Here is a 16,176-nt window from a genome sequence, read left to right on the forward strand (position 1 = left end):
ACATCAAATCGCTTAGGGGAGAATTCGTCGATGTGGATGAGGGAGAGCCAAGAGTCAGTGAGGATGTGGGGGGTGCCGCCGGGAGGGTGTGGGTATGATGGAGGGTGCCTTGGTGGCACCCTCCGGAACCGAAATGTAAATCAGGTGATGGTTACGCTCACGGTAGGGGACCAGGGTCCAGGACCATCGGAACCGTGGTGCCTCATCCTGAAGAAGGTGTTCCCCGCTTCCAGGTTTTCCAGGTTCATGTTTGAGGCATCGGGGAAGATCGACTTGTGAAACCAGTCTGCCTCCACTGAGGGATTGCCTCTATTGATCTGAATCTCGTGATTGAAAGCGCCCGGCATGGTACTGGCGGTAGCAACCGCCCTCCCCTGCTCTGCAGTGTTCACCACGTTCAAATCGTTAGGAGAAACGAGGGGCAATTTTACCCTGGTGTGACTTCTACGCTCCTGGGTCACGGTGAAGCCGGTGGTGAAAAGCGCATCCGGATTACGAATGGAAGCAGCTTCCAGAAGCGGTGCTATTTCCTCGAGGATGACTACCAATTCCTCCATGATCTTGTCCCGCTCCCGAATAAGCGCACGATCTCCATTGCTGGCCGCTCGGTAGGCTGCATCGTAAAGAGCCGCCTTCTCGAAAAATAGTTGCCTGATGAAGATATTGGCCCCCCAAAAATCATCAGAGAAGATCGAGTTTCCGGTCAGGCAATGCTTCACCTTCAGAACTAGTGCGTGGAACTTCGTTGGTGTGAGCCGTCGATAATCACGCTTTATCCTTCGCTGCACCCCCATTGCCACCTCCTTTGGTCCCGCCTCGGGCAGACCAATTTATGATTAATTTCCTCTAACGATATAGTAAAATACCTGCACCTCTGGAACCTGTCAAGGCGCAGATTTATTCGTCGAGAAAAATCCGGGCACGCGGGAGGGGAATAATCAAGCAAATCGAAAAGGTCATTATCATATTGAAATCAGCTGACCTTTAGGACAATATGAGGGCGCACGGCTGGCTGGAACCGATCTATTCCGCAAGCGGAGGGGCCCATTGCAAAAGGGGGCCCGATTTTTTCGCGCCCGCTTGCGGTTCCTTCCCCGCGGCTTGATCCGGTGCGGGTTGCTTCCCGAGCAGGAATTGCTTCACTTTTTCAGACAGGGGGACTGAGGTCTCCCCTACCTTGATATCCTGGATGTCCTTGGCGGGTCCGGACAAGGCGACGGTCTGTACCTCACCGGAGGCGTACTTTATGACCAGGGTGTCTGCAAAGGCCGACCCGCTCACGACCAGACAGATGACGGCTGCGCCCAACGATTCAAGCTTCCAGTTCATAGTGATTCCTTTCCGTTTCATGCATTACTCCTTAATATTTTGAGTAGCTTAGAGGATACCACATGTACAACTACGACGAGGATATGACCGACGCGGCGCCGCAGTTCCGGCTCCCGGAATGGATCGGCTGCGCTCCCTTCGAGGAATACCTGGGGATGCGGATCGAGGAGGCGAAGGACGGACGAGCGGTGCTCAGCATGCCCTTCAAACTGAAACTTGCCCAAGGGGTGGGGCTCATGCACGGGGGAGCGATCACCTCCCTTGCGGACACCGCAGTGGCCATGGCCATCAAGAGCATCCTCCCGGAGGGATCAGACTTCGTCACGGTGGACCTGCATCTCAAGTTTTTTGCCGCGGTTCGGGAAGGCTCGGTACGGGCCGTGGCGCGGGCTATCCCGCAGGATGAGCGCAAGATCGTCGGCGAGGCTGAGATCTTCAACGGCGAGACCAAAGTGGCGGAGTTCAACGCATTCTTCATCGTCAAGAGGAAGGGTGCTCCTTGAATTACTGCGCGTACTCCTTCCAGACCAGGCCGGTTTCGGCGTTGAACTTGGTGACGCCATCGCTGTCCTGCATGCTGCCGGTGAAGGCCTCGTCGTCTTCCCACAGAATTCCGTCCGGCATGAGCACCCTGGCCACCACCCCTTTGCCTGAGATGGTCTTGGCTCCCAACTGCTTCGTCCTCCCGGTCTTGCTCTGTTCATAGATCTTCAAGGTGAACTTGAGGGGGGCCGGCTCTTTGCCTTCGGTTTCCACGGTGAAGGTGTAGATCCCCTCCCCTGCCTTCTCGATGATCGCCTCCCGGGTCTTTTCCGGCGTCTTGACCACGATGGGCGACAACTGCTTTTCGCGCCGGGACTCGCTGCGGGTCATCGCCCTCCCCCTTTTCGACTTCGGGTATTCCTTGAAGGATACGGCGAGCTTGACGTCATGTGCCCCGGCAACAATCAGCTTCAAGTCTCCGTGTATGGAGGGAATCACGATCCCTTTCTCTTCCGGCGGCTTCTCTGAAGGCCTCGGTCCTACCGTTTCTTTCTTTGCCTCGACCGGCTTTACGGGGACTTGCAGTTGCCCGGCTGCGGCCACTGCGGCACGACGGGCCTGCTCCGCCTTTTCAGCGGCCACCCGCTCCCGGGCCAACTGTTCGGCCTGGGCGCGCAGCGCGGCAAGGCGCTCTGCTTCAACCCTCTTCCGCTCCTGCTGCTCCTGCTCCAATCTCTTCTTCTCGGCTGCCGCCAGACGCGCCAGTTCGGCCTTGGCGGCTGCCGCCTGGGCACGTTCCTGCGCCAGCTTATCCTGCTGGGCCTTCAGGGCGGCCACCCGCTCCTGCTCTGCCTTTCTCTTCTCCAACAACGCCTGCTCGGCGAGCCGCTTTTTCTCTGCCGCGGCCTGACGCTGCTGTTCCGCCTTCTCCGCTGCCAGGCGCTCACGGTCGCGCGCCACCCTCTCCGCCTCGGCACGTTGGGCGGCTTTCCGCTCCTGTTCGGACTTGCGCTTATCCTGCAAGGCCTGCTCGGCCAGCCGCTTTTTCTCGGCCGCCGCCCGGCGCCGCTGTTCCGCCTGCTGGGCTGCCAGTTGCTCCCGTTCCCGCGCCTGTCTCTCCGCCTCCGCACGCAGGGCAGCCTTACGTTCCTGCTCAGCCTTTTTCTTCTCCTCGGCGAGCCGCTTCTTCTCGGCAGCAGCCTGGCGCCGCTGTTCGGCCTTCTCGGCTTCCAGTTGCTGCCGCTCGCGGGCCTCCCTTTCCGCCTCGGCACGCTGGGCGGCTTTCCTCTCCTGCTCGGCCCTGCGCTTTTCCTGCAGGGCCTCTTCGGCAAGCTGCTTTTTCTCGGCCGCGGCCTGGCGCCGCTGCTCCGCCTTCTCGGCTTCCAGTTGCTGTCGCACGCGGGTTTGCCTTTCCGCCTCGGCACGCTGGGCGGCTTTCCTCTCCTGCTCCGCCCTGCGCTTTTCCTGCAGGGCCTCTTCGGCAAGCCGCTTTTTCTCGGCCGCAGCCTGGCGCTGCTGCTCCGCCTTCTCGGCGGCCGCCTCACGCTCCTGCCTGGCCTTTTCCGCTGCCAGTTGTTCCCGCTCACGTGCCAGCTGCTCGGCCCGGGCGCGTTCGGTGGCGACACGCTCCCTTTCCTCTTCTCGCTTTTCCTGCTGTTCCTGCTCGGCTTTGGCGACGGCCACACGACGCTCCTGCTCCGCCTTTTCGGCTGCAACCCGCTCGCGTTCCCGAACCAGCCGCTCCAGCCTGGCTCGCTCCGCGGCCCGACGCTGCAATTCCGCCTGTCTTTTTTCCTGGAATTCCTGTTCCGCTTTTTTCGCCTCGGCAGCCTTCCGCTCCTGCTCCGCTTTCACGGCCGCCGCCTTTTCCCGCTCGAGCGCCAGTTTTTCCTGCCGTGCCTTTTCTGCGGCCCTGCGCTCCTGCAGCGCCTTCTCCCGCGCGATCTTGTCCTGCTCGGCTTTCACCTTGGCCGCTTCCGCCGCTTTGCGTTCCGCCTCTTTTTTCTCGGCAGCCTTGCGTTCCGCCTCCTGCTTCTCGGCGACTTTGCGTTGGCGTTTCGCCTCTTCCTCGGCCTGGCGATCCTGCTCCTCCTGCAATGCTGCTAGCCGCTTGCGCTCGGCCTCCTCGCTGGCCTTGGCCTCCTCGGCCGGATCGGGTGGCGGCGGGGTCTCAGGCTCCTCCACCTCGGCACTATCGTCCTCCTGCGGCTCGTCTTTCGCCTTTGCTACCAGGACCGGAATCTTCTTCGGACCGGGCACAGGCCGGTTCGGCTTGCCCGCTGCCGTCCTTGCGGTCACCATCTCTACCTGGGGCTCTTCCCCCGTCGCCTCCGCCGCCTCGGGGACCGGGTCCGGCTCTGCCGCGGCATCGGGCCCGGCAGCGGGAGGGGTAACGGCGGCAAGGGCGTTCAGGGGCAGTTCAGAGGCCGTTGCTGTGGGGGCGCTGCTGGCCTTGTCGGGGGTCGCGGTGGCGGTCATGGGGAGGGACGTAGGGGATACCCAAAGGATGTCGAACTTGGCGGTTGTGCCGGTCTGGGGGTAATAGATCGCAGTCGACGACAGCACGAAAAACAGCAGGGTGTGGATCGCAAGGGAGCCTACGGTGGCCCAAACGATGCCCCCCCGGTCTACCCTTCTGTTCAACCACACGTAATCGTCCATAACTCCGTCAACTCCACTCGATGTCGGGCTTCAACCGCTTCCCGTGCCAGCGGCGTGATTCCTTTCGGCTTCGCTCAGGCCCGGTCTTCCTTGTCGTCCTGGACTGCGGGCCGCACGTTGGGATACTTCTCCATGAGGTACCGGTATTCAGGCACGTTCCTGACGTAGATGTTGGTCACCTTGTCCGCGTAGATCAGTTTCCAGTTCGGGTCGATCAGCAGGTGGCGCGAAAGGACCGTATCCGCAGGGAAAATGATCCACGACATCCGGTATTTTTCCAGTATCGTTTCCCACCCCTGCTTGAAAGTGATCACCTTGAAGTATTCCTTCAGCCTATCGGCGCCGTACATATCGAGCCTGCCGTCGATGAACACCTTGTAGGCCGGCGCCGCCCCGTAGATCAGGCAATCCCCGAATTCGTCGTTGTTGAACATGTTGCCCGGAATCTGCTCACGTTTCAGGAACTCGATGGCGGCCATCGGCTTGATCTTTGGGTCGAACTGGAAATGGATCCGTCCCGAGCCGGCCAAGATCACCACGGCCGCAACCGTCACCAGGGGCCACAGGTACCCCCAGGTGCAGGAATCGATGGAGGCGATGTTCGTCGACCTCTGTTTGAGGAAGCGGGCGAAACCGGACTCGGAGTCGTTGAGCACCAGGGTCAGCCTCTTGGAGACGATGGGCGCGACGATGATGCCAAAGAGCGGAATGTACCGTGCCGAAAAGAGCGACATGTGGGTAAAGAGAAGGACCAGAATGATCTCCACCGGGTTCAGCTTGTACCTGGACAGCCCCACCGTGGCCAGCAGCACGAAAAGGAGCAGCTCGAAGTATTTGATGTAGTACTCGTGGAAATTAGGCGACAGGAACTCGGAAACGCCGTCCATCAGGACCTTGGACGAGGTGAGCTGGAACGGGAACAGCAGGAGATGGAACCCGTGAGGGTTGACAGCGCTTGCCGCGATGCAGGCGACTATCGCCAGACCAAGGGGGCGCAGCCTGCGCAGGCTCTCATCCCTTTTCTCCCCGCGCCCGAAGAAGGCGTCCAGGGCGTTGCCGAGGAAATACGCGCCCAGCAGGATGAAGCCCCCCATGAAGCCGCCGTGCAGGTTGGCCCACGGGATCATGATCAAAGGCAACAGGAAGAGGTGGTTCTTCCCCTGGTATTGGTACTGGTCCAGGATGTAGTACCAGGCGACCATGATGACCAGCGAGAAAACGTGCGGCCTGGCCAGCCAGTGCAGTTGAGCGGCGCCGCCCACCAGGAGAACGACGAAGAGGCAAACCAGGATGTCTCCCTCGGCGCGAATCATCTTGAAAAGCAGGAAACAGGAGAGCGCCAGGAAAAAAGCGAAGAAGATGACCACGCCGGTGAGCCCGGAGGCCTGGTGAATCAGCGCCATGATCACCTCGGAGAGCCATTCGTGGGCCGTCCAGGGAAGCGGGGGCGAGAGGAAGGAAAACATGTCCTGGTGTGGGATGCTGTGGGTCCTGAGCATGTACTCGCCCGCGCGGATATGGTAGCCGGTGTCGCCGTCGTTGAGCAGCTTCTTGCCGGAGTACAGCGCGATGAGCAGGAAGAGGGCGATGAAGAGGAAGTCGCCGATGGACGGAAGCAGGAAGCTCTTTTTGTTGTCGCAGTTGCTCAATCGGTACCACCTTTAGCAGTTATCATGGCGGGAGCAGCCCCCGCACTACGCCGCCACCGCCCGGACCAGCATCTGTTTCCCCAACGGCTTGAAGGGAAGCCTCAAATAGAGACGAATCAGAAACGGTGACACGGGCAAAGCGGACTTGACGGTCAGGGGGAGGAAACGGGGAGCGCAGTGGATGACCCTGAAGCCGTGACAGGCGAGGAAGTCGCTGAGGCTGCGGTCGGTGTACACGGTCCTGTGGCTGAAATCGTCGAAATATTCCCGGTAGGCGAAACGGTAGTTGGGCTGCAGGAGGTTCAGGGTCCCCCCCGGGGTGAGCTTGCCGCGAAGCTGGTCCAGCGTCCGGGCAAAATCGTCCTGGTCCATGTGCTCGAACAGGTTGCTGGCGAATGCGAAGTCGACCGAGCGCTCAGGAATCCGGCTCAGGTCGGTGGCGCTGCCGACGATGGTTTCCACGCCGGGAGCCGCGTGCTGCGGCATCCCTTCCCATTGATCGAGGGCGATGCGCCGGGCACAGCGGACATGGTTGATGAAATGACAGTACCCTGCCCCCAGTTCCAGCACGCAGGCCTGCTCGGGGATCAGGGGCTGGAAGTACGCGTCGCAGAGCGTTTCCCAGAGCAGATCCCTGCGCTGGTCATAGGGGAGGCGTATCTCGTGGTAGCTCTTTATCATGCTCACAGCCGTTTTCTCCATCCGAAGACGATGCCAAGTATCATGCGGGTGCCCACCTTCAGCGCCTTCCAGTTGCTGGAGTTGCCCCCCTTGCTGAAGCCGACCCGGTCGTGGAAGGTGATCGGGCATTCCACGACGGCAAGCCCCTGTGCCAGCGCCGTGTCCAGCAGGTGGGCGTTGAACTCGAGGTTGATCGATGGGTTCAGGTAAGGCAAAAGGCGCTCGAGCGGACGGTTGCGGCACAGTTTGTAGGTGGTCCCCACGTCCGTGAAGGTCCCTCTGCCCAGGTGCTTCACCTCGAGAAGCTTCCCGGCGAAAAAATTGCCGTAGTACATGAAGGTGCTCAACTGGGTGCGCTGCTCCCGCAGTTGCTCGCTTATGCGCGTGCCGTTGACAAGGTCCGCGTGCGGCAGGTAGGCCAGGAACTTGTCGATGTCGTAGGCCCTGAAGGTCATGTCCCCTTCACACAAAAGGGTGAGATCGGTATCGGTGTAGCGAAGTCCCTCGCGCAGGGCGCGATAGACGCAGCTGCCGTACCCCGGTACCGGCTCGTGCACCACGATGGCGCCGGCCTTCCGGGCGACTTCGGCGGTGCGGTCAATGCTGTTGTTATCCACGACGACGACGCGCTGTACCAGCGGATGCGCGGCGAAGTCCTCCACGGCCATCCCTATGCTCAACTCGTCGTTGAAGGCGGTGAGGACCACGGTGAGGCTCTTCTCCCGGGAAGGCGCCCAGCGCACGATACGGTCATTGCGCTTGTAAGGGAGCAGCACGAAGAGGTCGCACAGGATAAGGATGAGGCCGGCGACGACCGGCATGCCGCTGTACCAGACGATCCGGTCCACCACCCAAAGCCACTGGCCGTCGACCTGCAGCAACAACCTGAAGAAACCGAGCAGCACGCCGGTCAGGTAGACCGCCAGCCCCAAGCCGGCGACGAGCAACCCGTAGAGGAAGGCGGGGAACCTGGAGAGCCCCCGGGCGACGGTGTTGGCGGAGTTGCAGTCTCTCATTTGCGCCTGAACAGGAACCACTGGTTGGACTCGGCGGCGAGTCGGAAACGTGCTTGCAGCCCCGGCTGATAAATTCTCATCAACCCCTCGTGCATCCGTCCCGGCGCCGCCGGTCGTTTCGGCACCATGACGATGTCGGCGTCCCCGAAGAACCTCTGGTCGGAGGGGCGGTGGCTGTCGCTGAAGGTGTAATTGTAAGCGATCGCGGCCATGCCTCCCCTTGGCTCCGGCCTTCCCAGGGCGTACGGGAAGGGATTCATCATGTCCATGGTCAGGACCCGATCGGAGGATACCGAATTCAGCCGCAGCAGGCGCATGCCGTCGTTCACCGATTCGACGTATCGCCTCCCGTTACTGTCTGGTTCCGCAGGATCGTCGTAGAGCAAAAGGCTCTCCAGGCGCGCTTCGGTGAAGCGTGCCACGGAGCCGAGGTCCGAGGGAGCGGCCTTGCGCACCAAGCCGTAGGCAAGGCCGGTAAGCTGCGTGCAAAAGGACACCAGGAAGAACGCGGTCCCTATCAGGAGGGTGCTCTTCGCCCCGAGAGACACCGGTGTCGCCTCTCCCCTACCGGACATGCCGTTGCAGGCCCGGACGTCGACAGCCACCCAGAGGGCGTAGATCGCGGTAAGCGGCAATTCCGAATACTGCTGGTTGCTGCATAAAAGGAGCATATCGACGGCGAACACGAAACAGCCCTGCAGGACCCCGTGGACCAGGCGCCCCCCGGTTCCCGCCCCACCCTTGGCACGGACACTCTGGATGATCAACAGGAGCACGAACAGAAGGTACATGGCGTTGAGGGAAAACTTGCGGCCCAGTTCGGCATAGCTGAAGCTTTTCGCCCGCGCACCGGCGGCTATGTCCAGGTCCCTGAGAATCGCGCCGAGGTCGAACTGGAGGTACGCCAGGAAGGCGAGGGTCGCCAGGATGAAACCAGCCGCGATACCGGCCAGGCGCTGTTTGACGACGCCCCCCCTCCACAGAAAAGACGCGCCGATCAGAAGGAGCGCCGCAGCGAAGAAATTCGCCTTCAGGAACAGGGCGAAAGCGGCGACCGCTCCCGTGGATACGCCACCGAGCAGTTCCGCACGACTCCCCCGGAGAAGGCCGTCACCCCAGGGCAACGCCTCGATCATCAGTACGCCGAGCAGCGCGTAGCCGTAGCGGTTGTAAAACATGGCGTGGCTCGAGTTGAGCGGGCCCCACCCAAGCGAGTACGGGGAGACTACCAGCAGTGCCAGGTAGAGGCAGACCAGGAACCTGGGCCAGTACGGCACCGTGTCACGGCACAGCAGATAGCCCCAGACCCCGGCGATGCAGGCGAACATCGCGTTGCCGTAACCTATGGCATCGACGGAGTGCTGGGCCGCCGCCATGCCGGCCCCGACCACCAGGAAGGAAAGCGGTCCCCAGGGGCTCGTGAAATCGAGGTGCGGGCGCTGCCCCGTGAATACCCGCCAGCCGTTGTCGAGCAGGAAAAAGATGTCGTGTCCGAACTTGCGGGTGGGAACGGCGCCGATGTAGACCGCGGCCGCACAGATACCGACCAGGAAGAGCAGAAACAACAAAAGCTGGCGAGGAATGCCGCCGCGGGGGGCGCTGCTGGGACAGTTCATAGGGATCAACGTTCACCGCCAAAGTGGCGCAACCACATCGATAAATTATTCCTTATAAGGCATGATCTTCAGCAGCATAGGTGACATCCCCTCGCCCCTCAGCGAGAGGGCCATGATGAGGGAGTTGCCCAAAGGGCAAGATAACAGCATCCGGCAGTGCCCTCACCCGCCCTTCGGGCACCCTCTCCCGGGGGGAGAGGGGGACTGGCGGGAGGGGAGGCGGCGAGCACCCGCCCCCTCAGCATTCAGGCGATCTCGATCCTGTTGCCGACGACGGTTGCCGACGGGTCCAGCGTGCCGGCCGGCAGCTCGAGCACGCTGGACGCCTTGGGGTGGAAGCCGGATACACGGTTGGGGGCGAGCGTGACGAGCGCCACCACCCGCAGTTCCCCGTCCAGAAAGGCGACGTCTATCGGGAATTTCATCCCGAAGGTATGGACGCTTTTGCAGGGCTTGATCCAAAGCCCCTGCCCCGGCGGGAGTTCCTCCCTGCCGAGCAGCCCCTTAAGCCTCGCCAGGAAGCTCTCCGCTACGCAGACCGTCCGGGCCAGTTCTCTGCCCGAAGTGTGGTCTATTGCCCTCATCTAGTCGAAGATCTTTTCCGGCAGGAACAGGCGCACCCCGACCGTGCCAACGAAACTGTTGGGGTTGTATTCCTGCGGTGTGCTCTTGATGTTCCCGGCAGGGGCAAAGACACCCTTCAGTTCGGCGGTGAGAGCGATCCCCCTGGTGGCAAAGTAATCAACGCCTGCACTGACGTGCCCGCCGGTAGTCCACTCCAGGCCGTACCTGCGGTCGGCCACGTTGGTGAATTTCCCCTTGATGAAATCGACCCCGGCTCCGAGGTAAGGGACCAGGGGCTTTTCCGGTGTGAAGCGGTACTGCAGTCCCAGCGAGATGTCGGTCATGGACGCCTCGCCGACCTTCGCACCTGCCGCCTCCACGCGAAGGGTCGGTACGTGCATGATGTCAACTTCGGCGGCTACGTTCTTGCCGATGCCATAGATAATTCCCCCGCCTGCGGCAAGGCCGGTGTTGGTGTCTTCGACCCCGGTGATGAAGTCGTCCTGCACCGGCATCAGGAAGCCGACCTTGCCGGTCAGGCCGATACGCCCTTGGATGCCGTCGGCCATGGCGTTGGATATCAGCAGGAGCAGCAGGACCAGTGTGAAAGAGATGACGCGCATCAGGCCTCCTTGGTACAGATGATCGTATCGAGCGTTATTTGGGCTGCAAGTTCTCCAGGGTGGCGATGAAACCGCCGTAGGAGAATATGGTAGCCGCAACGTTGTTTATGTCAGGAGCCTCGGCCTTGTAGATAATAGAGCAGGCATTTTCACTCCCCATCGGCGGAACGTCGATGGTTACCCCTGCGTTGAATATGCCGATGCCGTTATCATCCGTGGTTACTGTCCGCGTAGCGGTTTCAGGGGAATCGATGAAGACCGGGCAATTACCGATTTGACTGTAGATGCTGATCGTTACCGGCACACGGGTCCTGGCGATGCCGTTGTTGTCCAGAATCTGGAACGGCACCAACTGCAGTATGGTCCTCGGTGGAGAAGGGAGCGCGACCGCATCCAGGGTCACCTTGAGCGTGTTCAATGTCCCATCGGGGTCGGTGGGACTCTTGGTGGTAATGAACTTGATGACGTTGGTTTCGCTGCGCATGATCTTGAATATGGCAACGGAGGTGACGAACTGGCCTTTCACCGTCGAGGACGCCTTCACGATGACATCAACCGCCGAGGTGGTGCTTGATCCCGCCCGGAGAAAGTTTATCGCCTTTCCATTGGAGTCCGTAGTGATGATGGCAGGATCGATGGTGACCGGTCCGTCCACGGACTCGAACTTGACCGGCTGGTTGGCAACCGGGTTGCCTTCGGAGTCGGTCAGCGTGACGGTCGCAATGACGATACTGTTGGGCCCCACGGTGGTCCCTGTTCCGGAGGTCGGGGTAACGCTCAAGGTGAGGTTGTAGGAGAGAATGGTCCCGGCCCCGGTTGGTGTGGTGGGGGTCCCCGTTCCTGGGGTGAAGGGGTCGGAACTGCCGCTGGAACTGCCACCGCAACCGCCCAATGCAAGAGCTAAAACAGGCAGAAGTATGAGTACAACCTTATAAAAATATCGCATGCCCCCTCCTCATATTGAACGAGCTGATAGCAAAGTTTTGTTACTTCTTGCAGAGCCTGGAATAGATGAGAGCCAGTTCGACCGCGATCACCATCAAAACAGCGCTGTTTAAATCGAAGTGCATGACTTGCCTCCTTGGTTGTGGTGCAACGGATTATTTGAAAAGTGTCTTACTGATCTGGACGTAGGCCGGCCCGAGGATCACGACTAGAAGAGCCGGAAAAACGAACAGGATGAGCGGAAAGATCATCTTGATCGTGGTCTTGGCGGCGGCCTCCTCGGCCAGCTGCCGTCTCTTGGTGCGCAGGGTGTCGGCGTGAACGGTGAGGGCCTGGCTCAGGCTGGTGCCAAACCTCTCGGTCTGCGCCAGCATGGTGACGAACGACTTGACGTCGTCTACCATGGTCCGCTCCGCCATGTCCTTGAGCGACTCGATGCGCGGCTTCCCCGCCCTGGTCTCCATGCTTGCCACCTTGATTTCCATGGCGAGCGGGTCCTTGGCGAACTGGGGGACCTCCGTCGTCTTGATAAGCGCCGCATCCATGCTGAGCCCGGCGTCCACGCATACGGTGAGCAGGTCGAGTATGTCCGGAAGGGTGTGAAAGATCTTCAACTTCCGCTCGTTGTACTGGCGCATCAGCCAGTAGCTGGGCGCCAGGTAGCCGACTATGACCAGCATTATCGTCACCAGGAGCATCATCCTGTTCAGCTCCAGCCCCTTGGCCATGACGTATAAAACCACGAAGGCGCCCGGGAGAAGTACGGCGAGCAGGATCTTGCAGCCGAAGAAAACGAAGAGGCTCTCCCGCTTGTACCCGGCAGCCACCAGGAGCTTCGTGTATTTCCCCTGCTCCTTGGGTGACAGTTTCAGGGACCTGCCCAATTGCCCCAGCTGGTCGTACCATTTGGGCGTTTCGGAAACCAGCTCGACTTTGCTCACTTCCTGCACTTCGAACTTATCGAGCCTGCCCTGGACCACGCTGCGTCGCGACAGGTACGGGTAGATAGCGGCTACGGTGAGTAGCACGATGGCGATGAACACGGCTGCGGTTATAGCTAAAACCATGGTCGCCCCCTAAATCCTTATCCTGATGATCTTCCTGATGACCAGGAACCCGATGATCTGAAGGACCACCGCCAGCGCAAGCACGTACTGCCCCTGTGTTTCCTTATAGAGCAGCGACTCGTACCTGGGATTCAGGATGTTGAACACCACGAAGGTGAATGCCGGCAAAACGCCGAGCACGTACCCGGTCATGCGCCCCTGCGCGGTGTAGACCCGGACCTGCCTGCGTATCTTGAGCCTTTCGCGGATGGTCTTGGCGAGGTTTTCAAGGATTTCAGACAGGTTGCCGCCCACGTCGTTGTTGATGGCGATGGCGGTGGTGAAGAACCTGAGGTCGAGGCTTTCTATGCGCTCGTTCAGGTTGGTGAGAGTCTCGGTTATCCTGAGACCGAGCAACTGCTGCTCGTAGGCCGTCTTGAAGAGCTCGCCCACGGGATCCTGGATCTCCTCCCCCACCAACTGGATGGCGCTGGTAAAGGAGTGCCCGGCGCGCAGCGAGCGCGAAATCATGGTGAGGGCGTCGGGAAACAGTTCGGTGAATTTCTCCAGCCGCTGCCTTATCTTGAAGGAGAGGAAGGCAAAGGGGAGCAGCGATATCATCACCGCGCCGGCCAAGGCTACCAGAAAGGACTTGGACAGCAGCACGATGCAGATGAAGCCGATCACGGTAACCGCTGCGGACAGCATGACAAAGCGGGAGGCGGTCATGTCGAGCCCGGCATAATCGAGCTTCTTGTCCAGGTCCCGCGTAAGCGGCACTTTGGCAAGGATCCGGTCCAGGGGCGGGATCTCCCTGATGATCTCCGTGCGCAAATCTTCCGGCATCCCCTGGGCGCCGGTGTCCCTGGCCAGACGCTGCAGGCGCCTTTTGAGCTCGTACTTAGGAGACCTCGTAACCGAAGTAACCCCGAAGTAAATGGCCAGCAACAGGAAGAATACGGCCAGGAAAGTGACGATGATTATGGGTAGCATTGGATCACCCGCCTCTAGTTCTCGAAGATGCCTTGGGGAAGCTCGAAACCGTAGACCCTGAAGCGCTCGGCGAAGGTGGGCCTCACCCCGGTGGCCCGGTAGCTGCCGATCACCCTGCCGTCCTTGTCTATACCCTTTTGGTCGAAGACGAAGACGTCGTGCATGACGATGGTGTTACCCTCCATGCCGGTGATCTCCGAGAGCTTGACGACCTTCCTGGTCCCGTCCGAAAACCTGACCAACTGGACCACGACATTCAGCGCCGCGGCCACCTGTTCGCGGATGGCGCGCTCCGGCAGGTCCATGCCGGCCATCAGCACCATGGTCTCGATGCGGGCAAGCGCGTCGCGGGTGGTGTTGGCATGGACGGTGGAGATGGAACCGTCGTGACCGGTGTTCATGGCCTGGAGCATGTCCAGCGCCTCGCCGCCGCGGATCTCGCCAAGGATGATCCGGTCGGGGCGCATCCTAAGGGCGTTGCGCACCAGGTCGCGCTGGGTCACTTCCCCCCTCCCCTCGATGTTGGGGGGACGGGTCTCCAGGCGGACCACGTGTTCCTGCTTCAGATGAAGTTCGGCCGAGTCCTCGATGGTGACGACGCGCTCGTCATGGGGGATGTACTCGGACAGAACGTTCAGCATCGTGGTCTTACCGGTGCCGGTCCCGCCGGAGACCAGGATGTTCAACCTGGTCCGAACCGCCCCCTCCAGGATCTTCTCCATGCGGGGGTCCAGGGTCCCCAGGTTGAGCAGATCGCTCATCTTGAGTGGATCCTGCCCGAAACGCCGAATGGAGAGCACCGGTCCGTCCAGGGCCAGCGGCGGGATGATGGCGTTGACGCGGGAGCCGTCGGGAAGCCTCGCGTCGACGTAGGGAGAAGACTCGTCTATGCGCCTGCCCACCTTGGAGACGATGCGTTCGATGATCTGCAGAAGGTGCGCGTTGTCCTTGAAGCAGACGTCGCTCTTGACCAGCTTGCCGAAGCGCTCGACGTAGACCTGGGAGCTCTTGTTCACAAGGATGTCGGAAATGTGCGGGTCCGCCAGCAGGGGCTCCAGCGGTCCCAGACCGAACGTCTCGTGCTGGATCTCCACGATCAGACGGTCACGCTCGAACTGGTTCAGTGGAACCCCTTCCTCGATGATCAGGTTCTCGATGACGAAACCGATTTCCCGGTTGAGCTCGTTGGCACCCAACAGGTCGAGCTTTGCCAGGTCCAGGCGCTCGATGAGACGGCGATGGATGCGGCTTTTCAGGTCCTGGAAAAAGTCCTGGTCGTTGATGGTACCGGGGATCTGAAATGGGTCGTTCGGCATGGATCACACCTCTTTAGCGGCGGGCGGAGCGGCGGCGACAGCTGGCTGACCTGCTCCGGTTGCCGGCGGGGGGGCCGCAGTGGCAGTCGCCCCCACGCTGCGTGTTAGTGTTTTGCCACCAGTTCGGCCAGGCTCAGGATCGCCTTGCTGACCGGGGACCCCGGGGAGAATTTCACGACCGGCATCCCCTTGTTGATGGAATTGACCACATCGAGGTAATCGTTGGGTATGGTCTGGAAAACGGTATGCCCGAGCACCTTTTCGGCGTCCTTTACCTGGATGTCGGCCTTGGGCAGGTACCGGTTCACGACCAGCTTCAGCCGGTCCTTGCGGAGCCCCTTCCTCTCCATGGCGGTGAGGTAGCGCTTGCTGTTTTTGAGGGCGGGCAGGCTCAAGGCGGTGGTGAACAGGATCAGGTCAGACGACTCGAAGATGGACATGTTGCAGCCGGACAGCGGCCCGCCACAGTCGACCACGACGTAGGTGAACACCCCTCTCAAAAAGGTGAGGATGCGGTGCACCTGCTCGGGAGTGATGGAGATGGCATCGTCGACCTCGTTGGGCTCGGTGAGCACGAAGGGGCCGGAGGGATGCCTGGTCATTACCGTCATCAGGAAGTTGGCGTCAAGCCGGTCTATGTTGCTGGTGACGCTGCTCAGGGTGTAATTGGGGCTGACATCGAGAAAGGTGCTGATGTCGCCGGAGTAGAGGTTGAGATCGACGAGGGCCACTTTCACCCCTTCCGAGGCGAGGCTGGCGGCAAGGTTTACCGCGACCGTCGTGGTCCCCATTCCTCCGGTAGGGTAGTAGACCGACACGATCTTCCCCCTTGGGGGCTCCTCGGTCTTGGAGAAGATGAAGCGCCCCACCTTCTGCAGGGCGAGTTTCAACTCGTCCTGGGTCAGGGGGCGCAACATGTACTCGACGGCACCGGCTCGCATGAGCGACAGGATCCAGTCGGAACTCTTCTCCGAGGAGCTGACGATCACCGAGGTCCGGGGGAACTTCGAGGTGATGTGCTGCACCTCCTGCATGCCGCGCTGGATGTCGCTCACCTCGAGGACGACCACGTTGGGCGAGCTCTTCTCGATGACCCTCAGGCCGGCACTGAAGCTGTCCACCGAGCCGACAATGCTGATCGTTTCCGTAAAAGGCTTCAGCGTCGCCTCGATGGATTCCCTGGCGGAAGGATCGCTGTCTATGATGGCTAAACTGATACGTGGAGACATAGGTGGTCTTTTTCCTTTTGATTCA

At 60.8% G+C, this 16,176-nt stretch carries 15 protein-coding genes; 1 reads left to right on the plus strand and 14 read right to left on the minus strand.

All coding sequences use genetic code 11. The features are described from left to right. Positions 1 to 140: 140 nt before the first annotated feature. Complete coding sequence (locus KOM00_RS06650; RefSeq protein ID WP_216498104.1) at positions 141 to 794, minus strand: hypothetical protein; 654 nt, start codon at positions 792 to 794, stop codon at positions 141 to 143. Between the two features lie 229 nt (positions 795 to 1,023). Beyond that, positions 1,024 to 1,350 carry a hypothetical protein gene (locus tag KOM00_RS06655; RefSeq protein ID WP_216498105.1) on the minus strand — a complete coding sequence of 109 codons (327 nt, stop codon included), beginning with the start codon at positions 1,348 to 1,350 and terminating at the stop codon, positions 1,024 to 1,026. 41 nt (positions 1,351 to 1,391) lie between these two features. On the opposite strand from KOM00_RS06655, the gene KOM00_RS06660 reads away from it, so the two are divergent. After that, on the plus strand, positions 1,392 to 1,832 hold the full coding sequence (locus KOM00_RS06660) for a PaaI family thioesterase (RefSeq protein ID WP_216498106.1): 441 nt from the start codon (positions 1,392 to 1,394) through the stop codon (positions 1,830 to 1,832). Between the two features lies 1 nt (position 1,833). On the opposite strand, the gene KOM00_RS06665 is transcribed toward KOM00_RS06660, so the two are convergent. From KOM00_RS06665 to KOM00_RS06720, 12 genes are all read right to left on the minus strand, one after another. Beyond that, positions 1,834 to 4,473 (minus strand): hypothetical protein, encoded by a 2,640-nt coding sequence (locus tag KOM00_RS06665; protein WP_216498107.1) that lies wholly within the window; start codon positions 4,471 to 4,473, stop codon positions 1,834 to 1,836. Between the two features lie 74 nt (positions 4,474 to 4,547). Beyond that, entirely contained in the window at positions 4,548 to 6,122 is a 1,575-nt protein-coding gene (locus KOM00_RS06670; RefSeq protein WP_216498109.1) for a hypothetical protein, read from the minus strand. A 45-nt stretch (positions 6,123 to 6,167) separates the two neighbouring features. Continuing rightward, complete coding sequence (locus KOM00_RS06675; protein WP_236026807.1) at positions 6,168 to 6,803, minus strand: class I SAM-dependent methyltransferase; 636 nt, start codon at positions 6,801 to 6,803, stop codon at positions 6,168 to 6,170. 2 nt (positions 6,804 to 6,805) lie between these two features. Then, complete coding sequence (locus KOM00_RS06680) at positions 6,806 to 7,819, minus strand: glycosyltransferase family 2 protein (RefSeq protein WP_216498113.1); 1,014 nt, start codon at positions 7,817 to 7,819, stop codon at positions 6,806 to 6,808. After that, positions 7,816 to 9,435, minus strand: coding sequence for a DUF2339 domain-containing protein (locus tag KOM00_RS06685; protein WP_216498115.1), 1,620 nt, complete (start codon positions 9,433 to 9,435; stop codon positions 7,816 to 7,818). The genes KOM00_RS06680 and KOM00_RS06685 overlap by 4 nt, the downstream gene beginning before the upstream one ends. Positions 9,436 to 9,680: 245 nt before the next feature. Further along, entirely contained in the window at positions 9,681 to 10,019 is a 339-nt protein-coding gene (locus KOM00_RS06690) for a DUF192 domain-containing protein (RefSeq protein ID WP_216498117.1), read from the minus strand. After that, positions 10,020 to 10,622: an outer membrane beta-barrel protein gene (locus tag KOM00_RS06695; RefSeq protein WP_216498119.1), complete on the minus strand. Its 603-nt coding sequence runs from the start codon at positions 10,620 to 10,622 to the stop codon at positions 10,020 to 10,022. Positions 10,623 to 10,656: 34 nt separating this feature from the next. Further along, positions 10,657 to 11,568 (minus strand): Ig-like domain-containing protein, encoded by a 912-nt coding sequence (locus KOM00_RS06700; protein WP_216498120.1) that lies wholly within the window; start codon positions 11,566 to 11,568, stop codon positions 10,657 to 10,659. Between the two features lie 154 nt (positions 11,569 to 11,722). Continuing rightward, complete coding sequence (locus KOM00_RS06705) at positions 11,723 to 12,634, minus strand: type II secretion system F family protein (RefSeq protein WP_216498121.1); 912 nt, start codon at positions 12,632 to 12,634, stop codon at positions 11,723 to 11,725. A gap of 9 nt (positions 12,635 to 12,643) precedes the next feature. Further along, entirely contained in the window at positions 12,644 to 13,606 is a 963-nt protein-coding gene (locus tag KOM00_RS06710) for a type II secretion system F family protein (protein ID WP_216498122.1), read from the minus strand. A 14-nt stretch (positions 13,607 to 13,620) separates the two neighbouring features. Further along, the gene (locus KOM00_RS06715) at positions 13,621 to 14,922 is read right to left on the minus strand and encodes a CpaF family protein (protein ID WP_216498123.1); all 1,302 of its coding nucleotides are present in this window, start codon (positions 14,920 to 14,922) and stop codon (positions 13,621 to 13,623) included. A gap of 104 nt (positions 14,923 to 15,026) precedes the next feature. Beyond that, the gene (locus KOM00_RS06720; RefSeq protein ID WP_216498124.1) at positions 15,027 to 16,151 is read right to left on the minus strand and encodes a response regulator; all 1,125 of its coding nucleotides are present in this window, start codon (positions 16,149 to 16,151) and stop codon (positions 15,027 to 15,029) included. Positions 16,152 to 16,176 lie beyond the last annotated feature (25 nt).

It is taken from the genome of Geomonas diazotrophica, assembly GCF_018919385.1.
GTDB classification, from domain to species: domain Bacteria; phylum Desulfobacterota; class Desulfuromonadia; order Geobacterales; family Geobacteraceae; genus Geomonas; species Geomonas diazotrophica.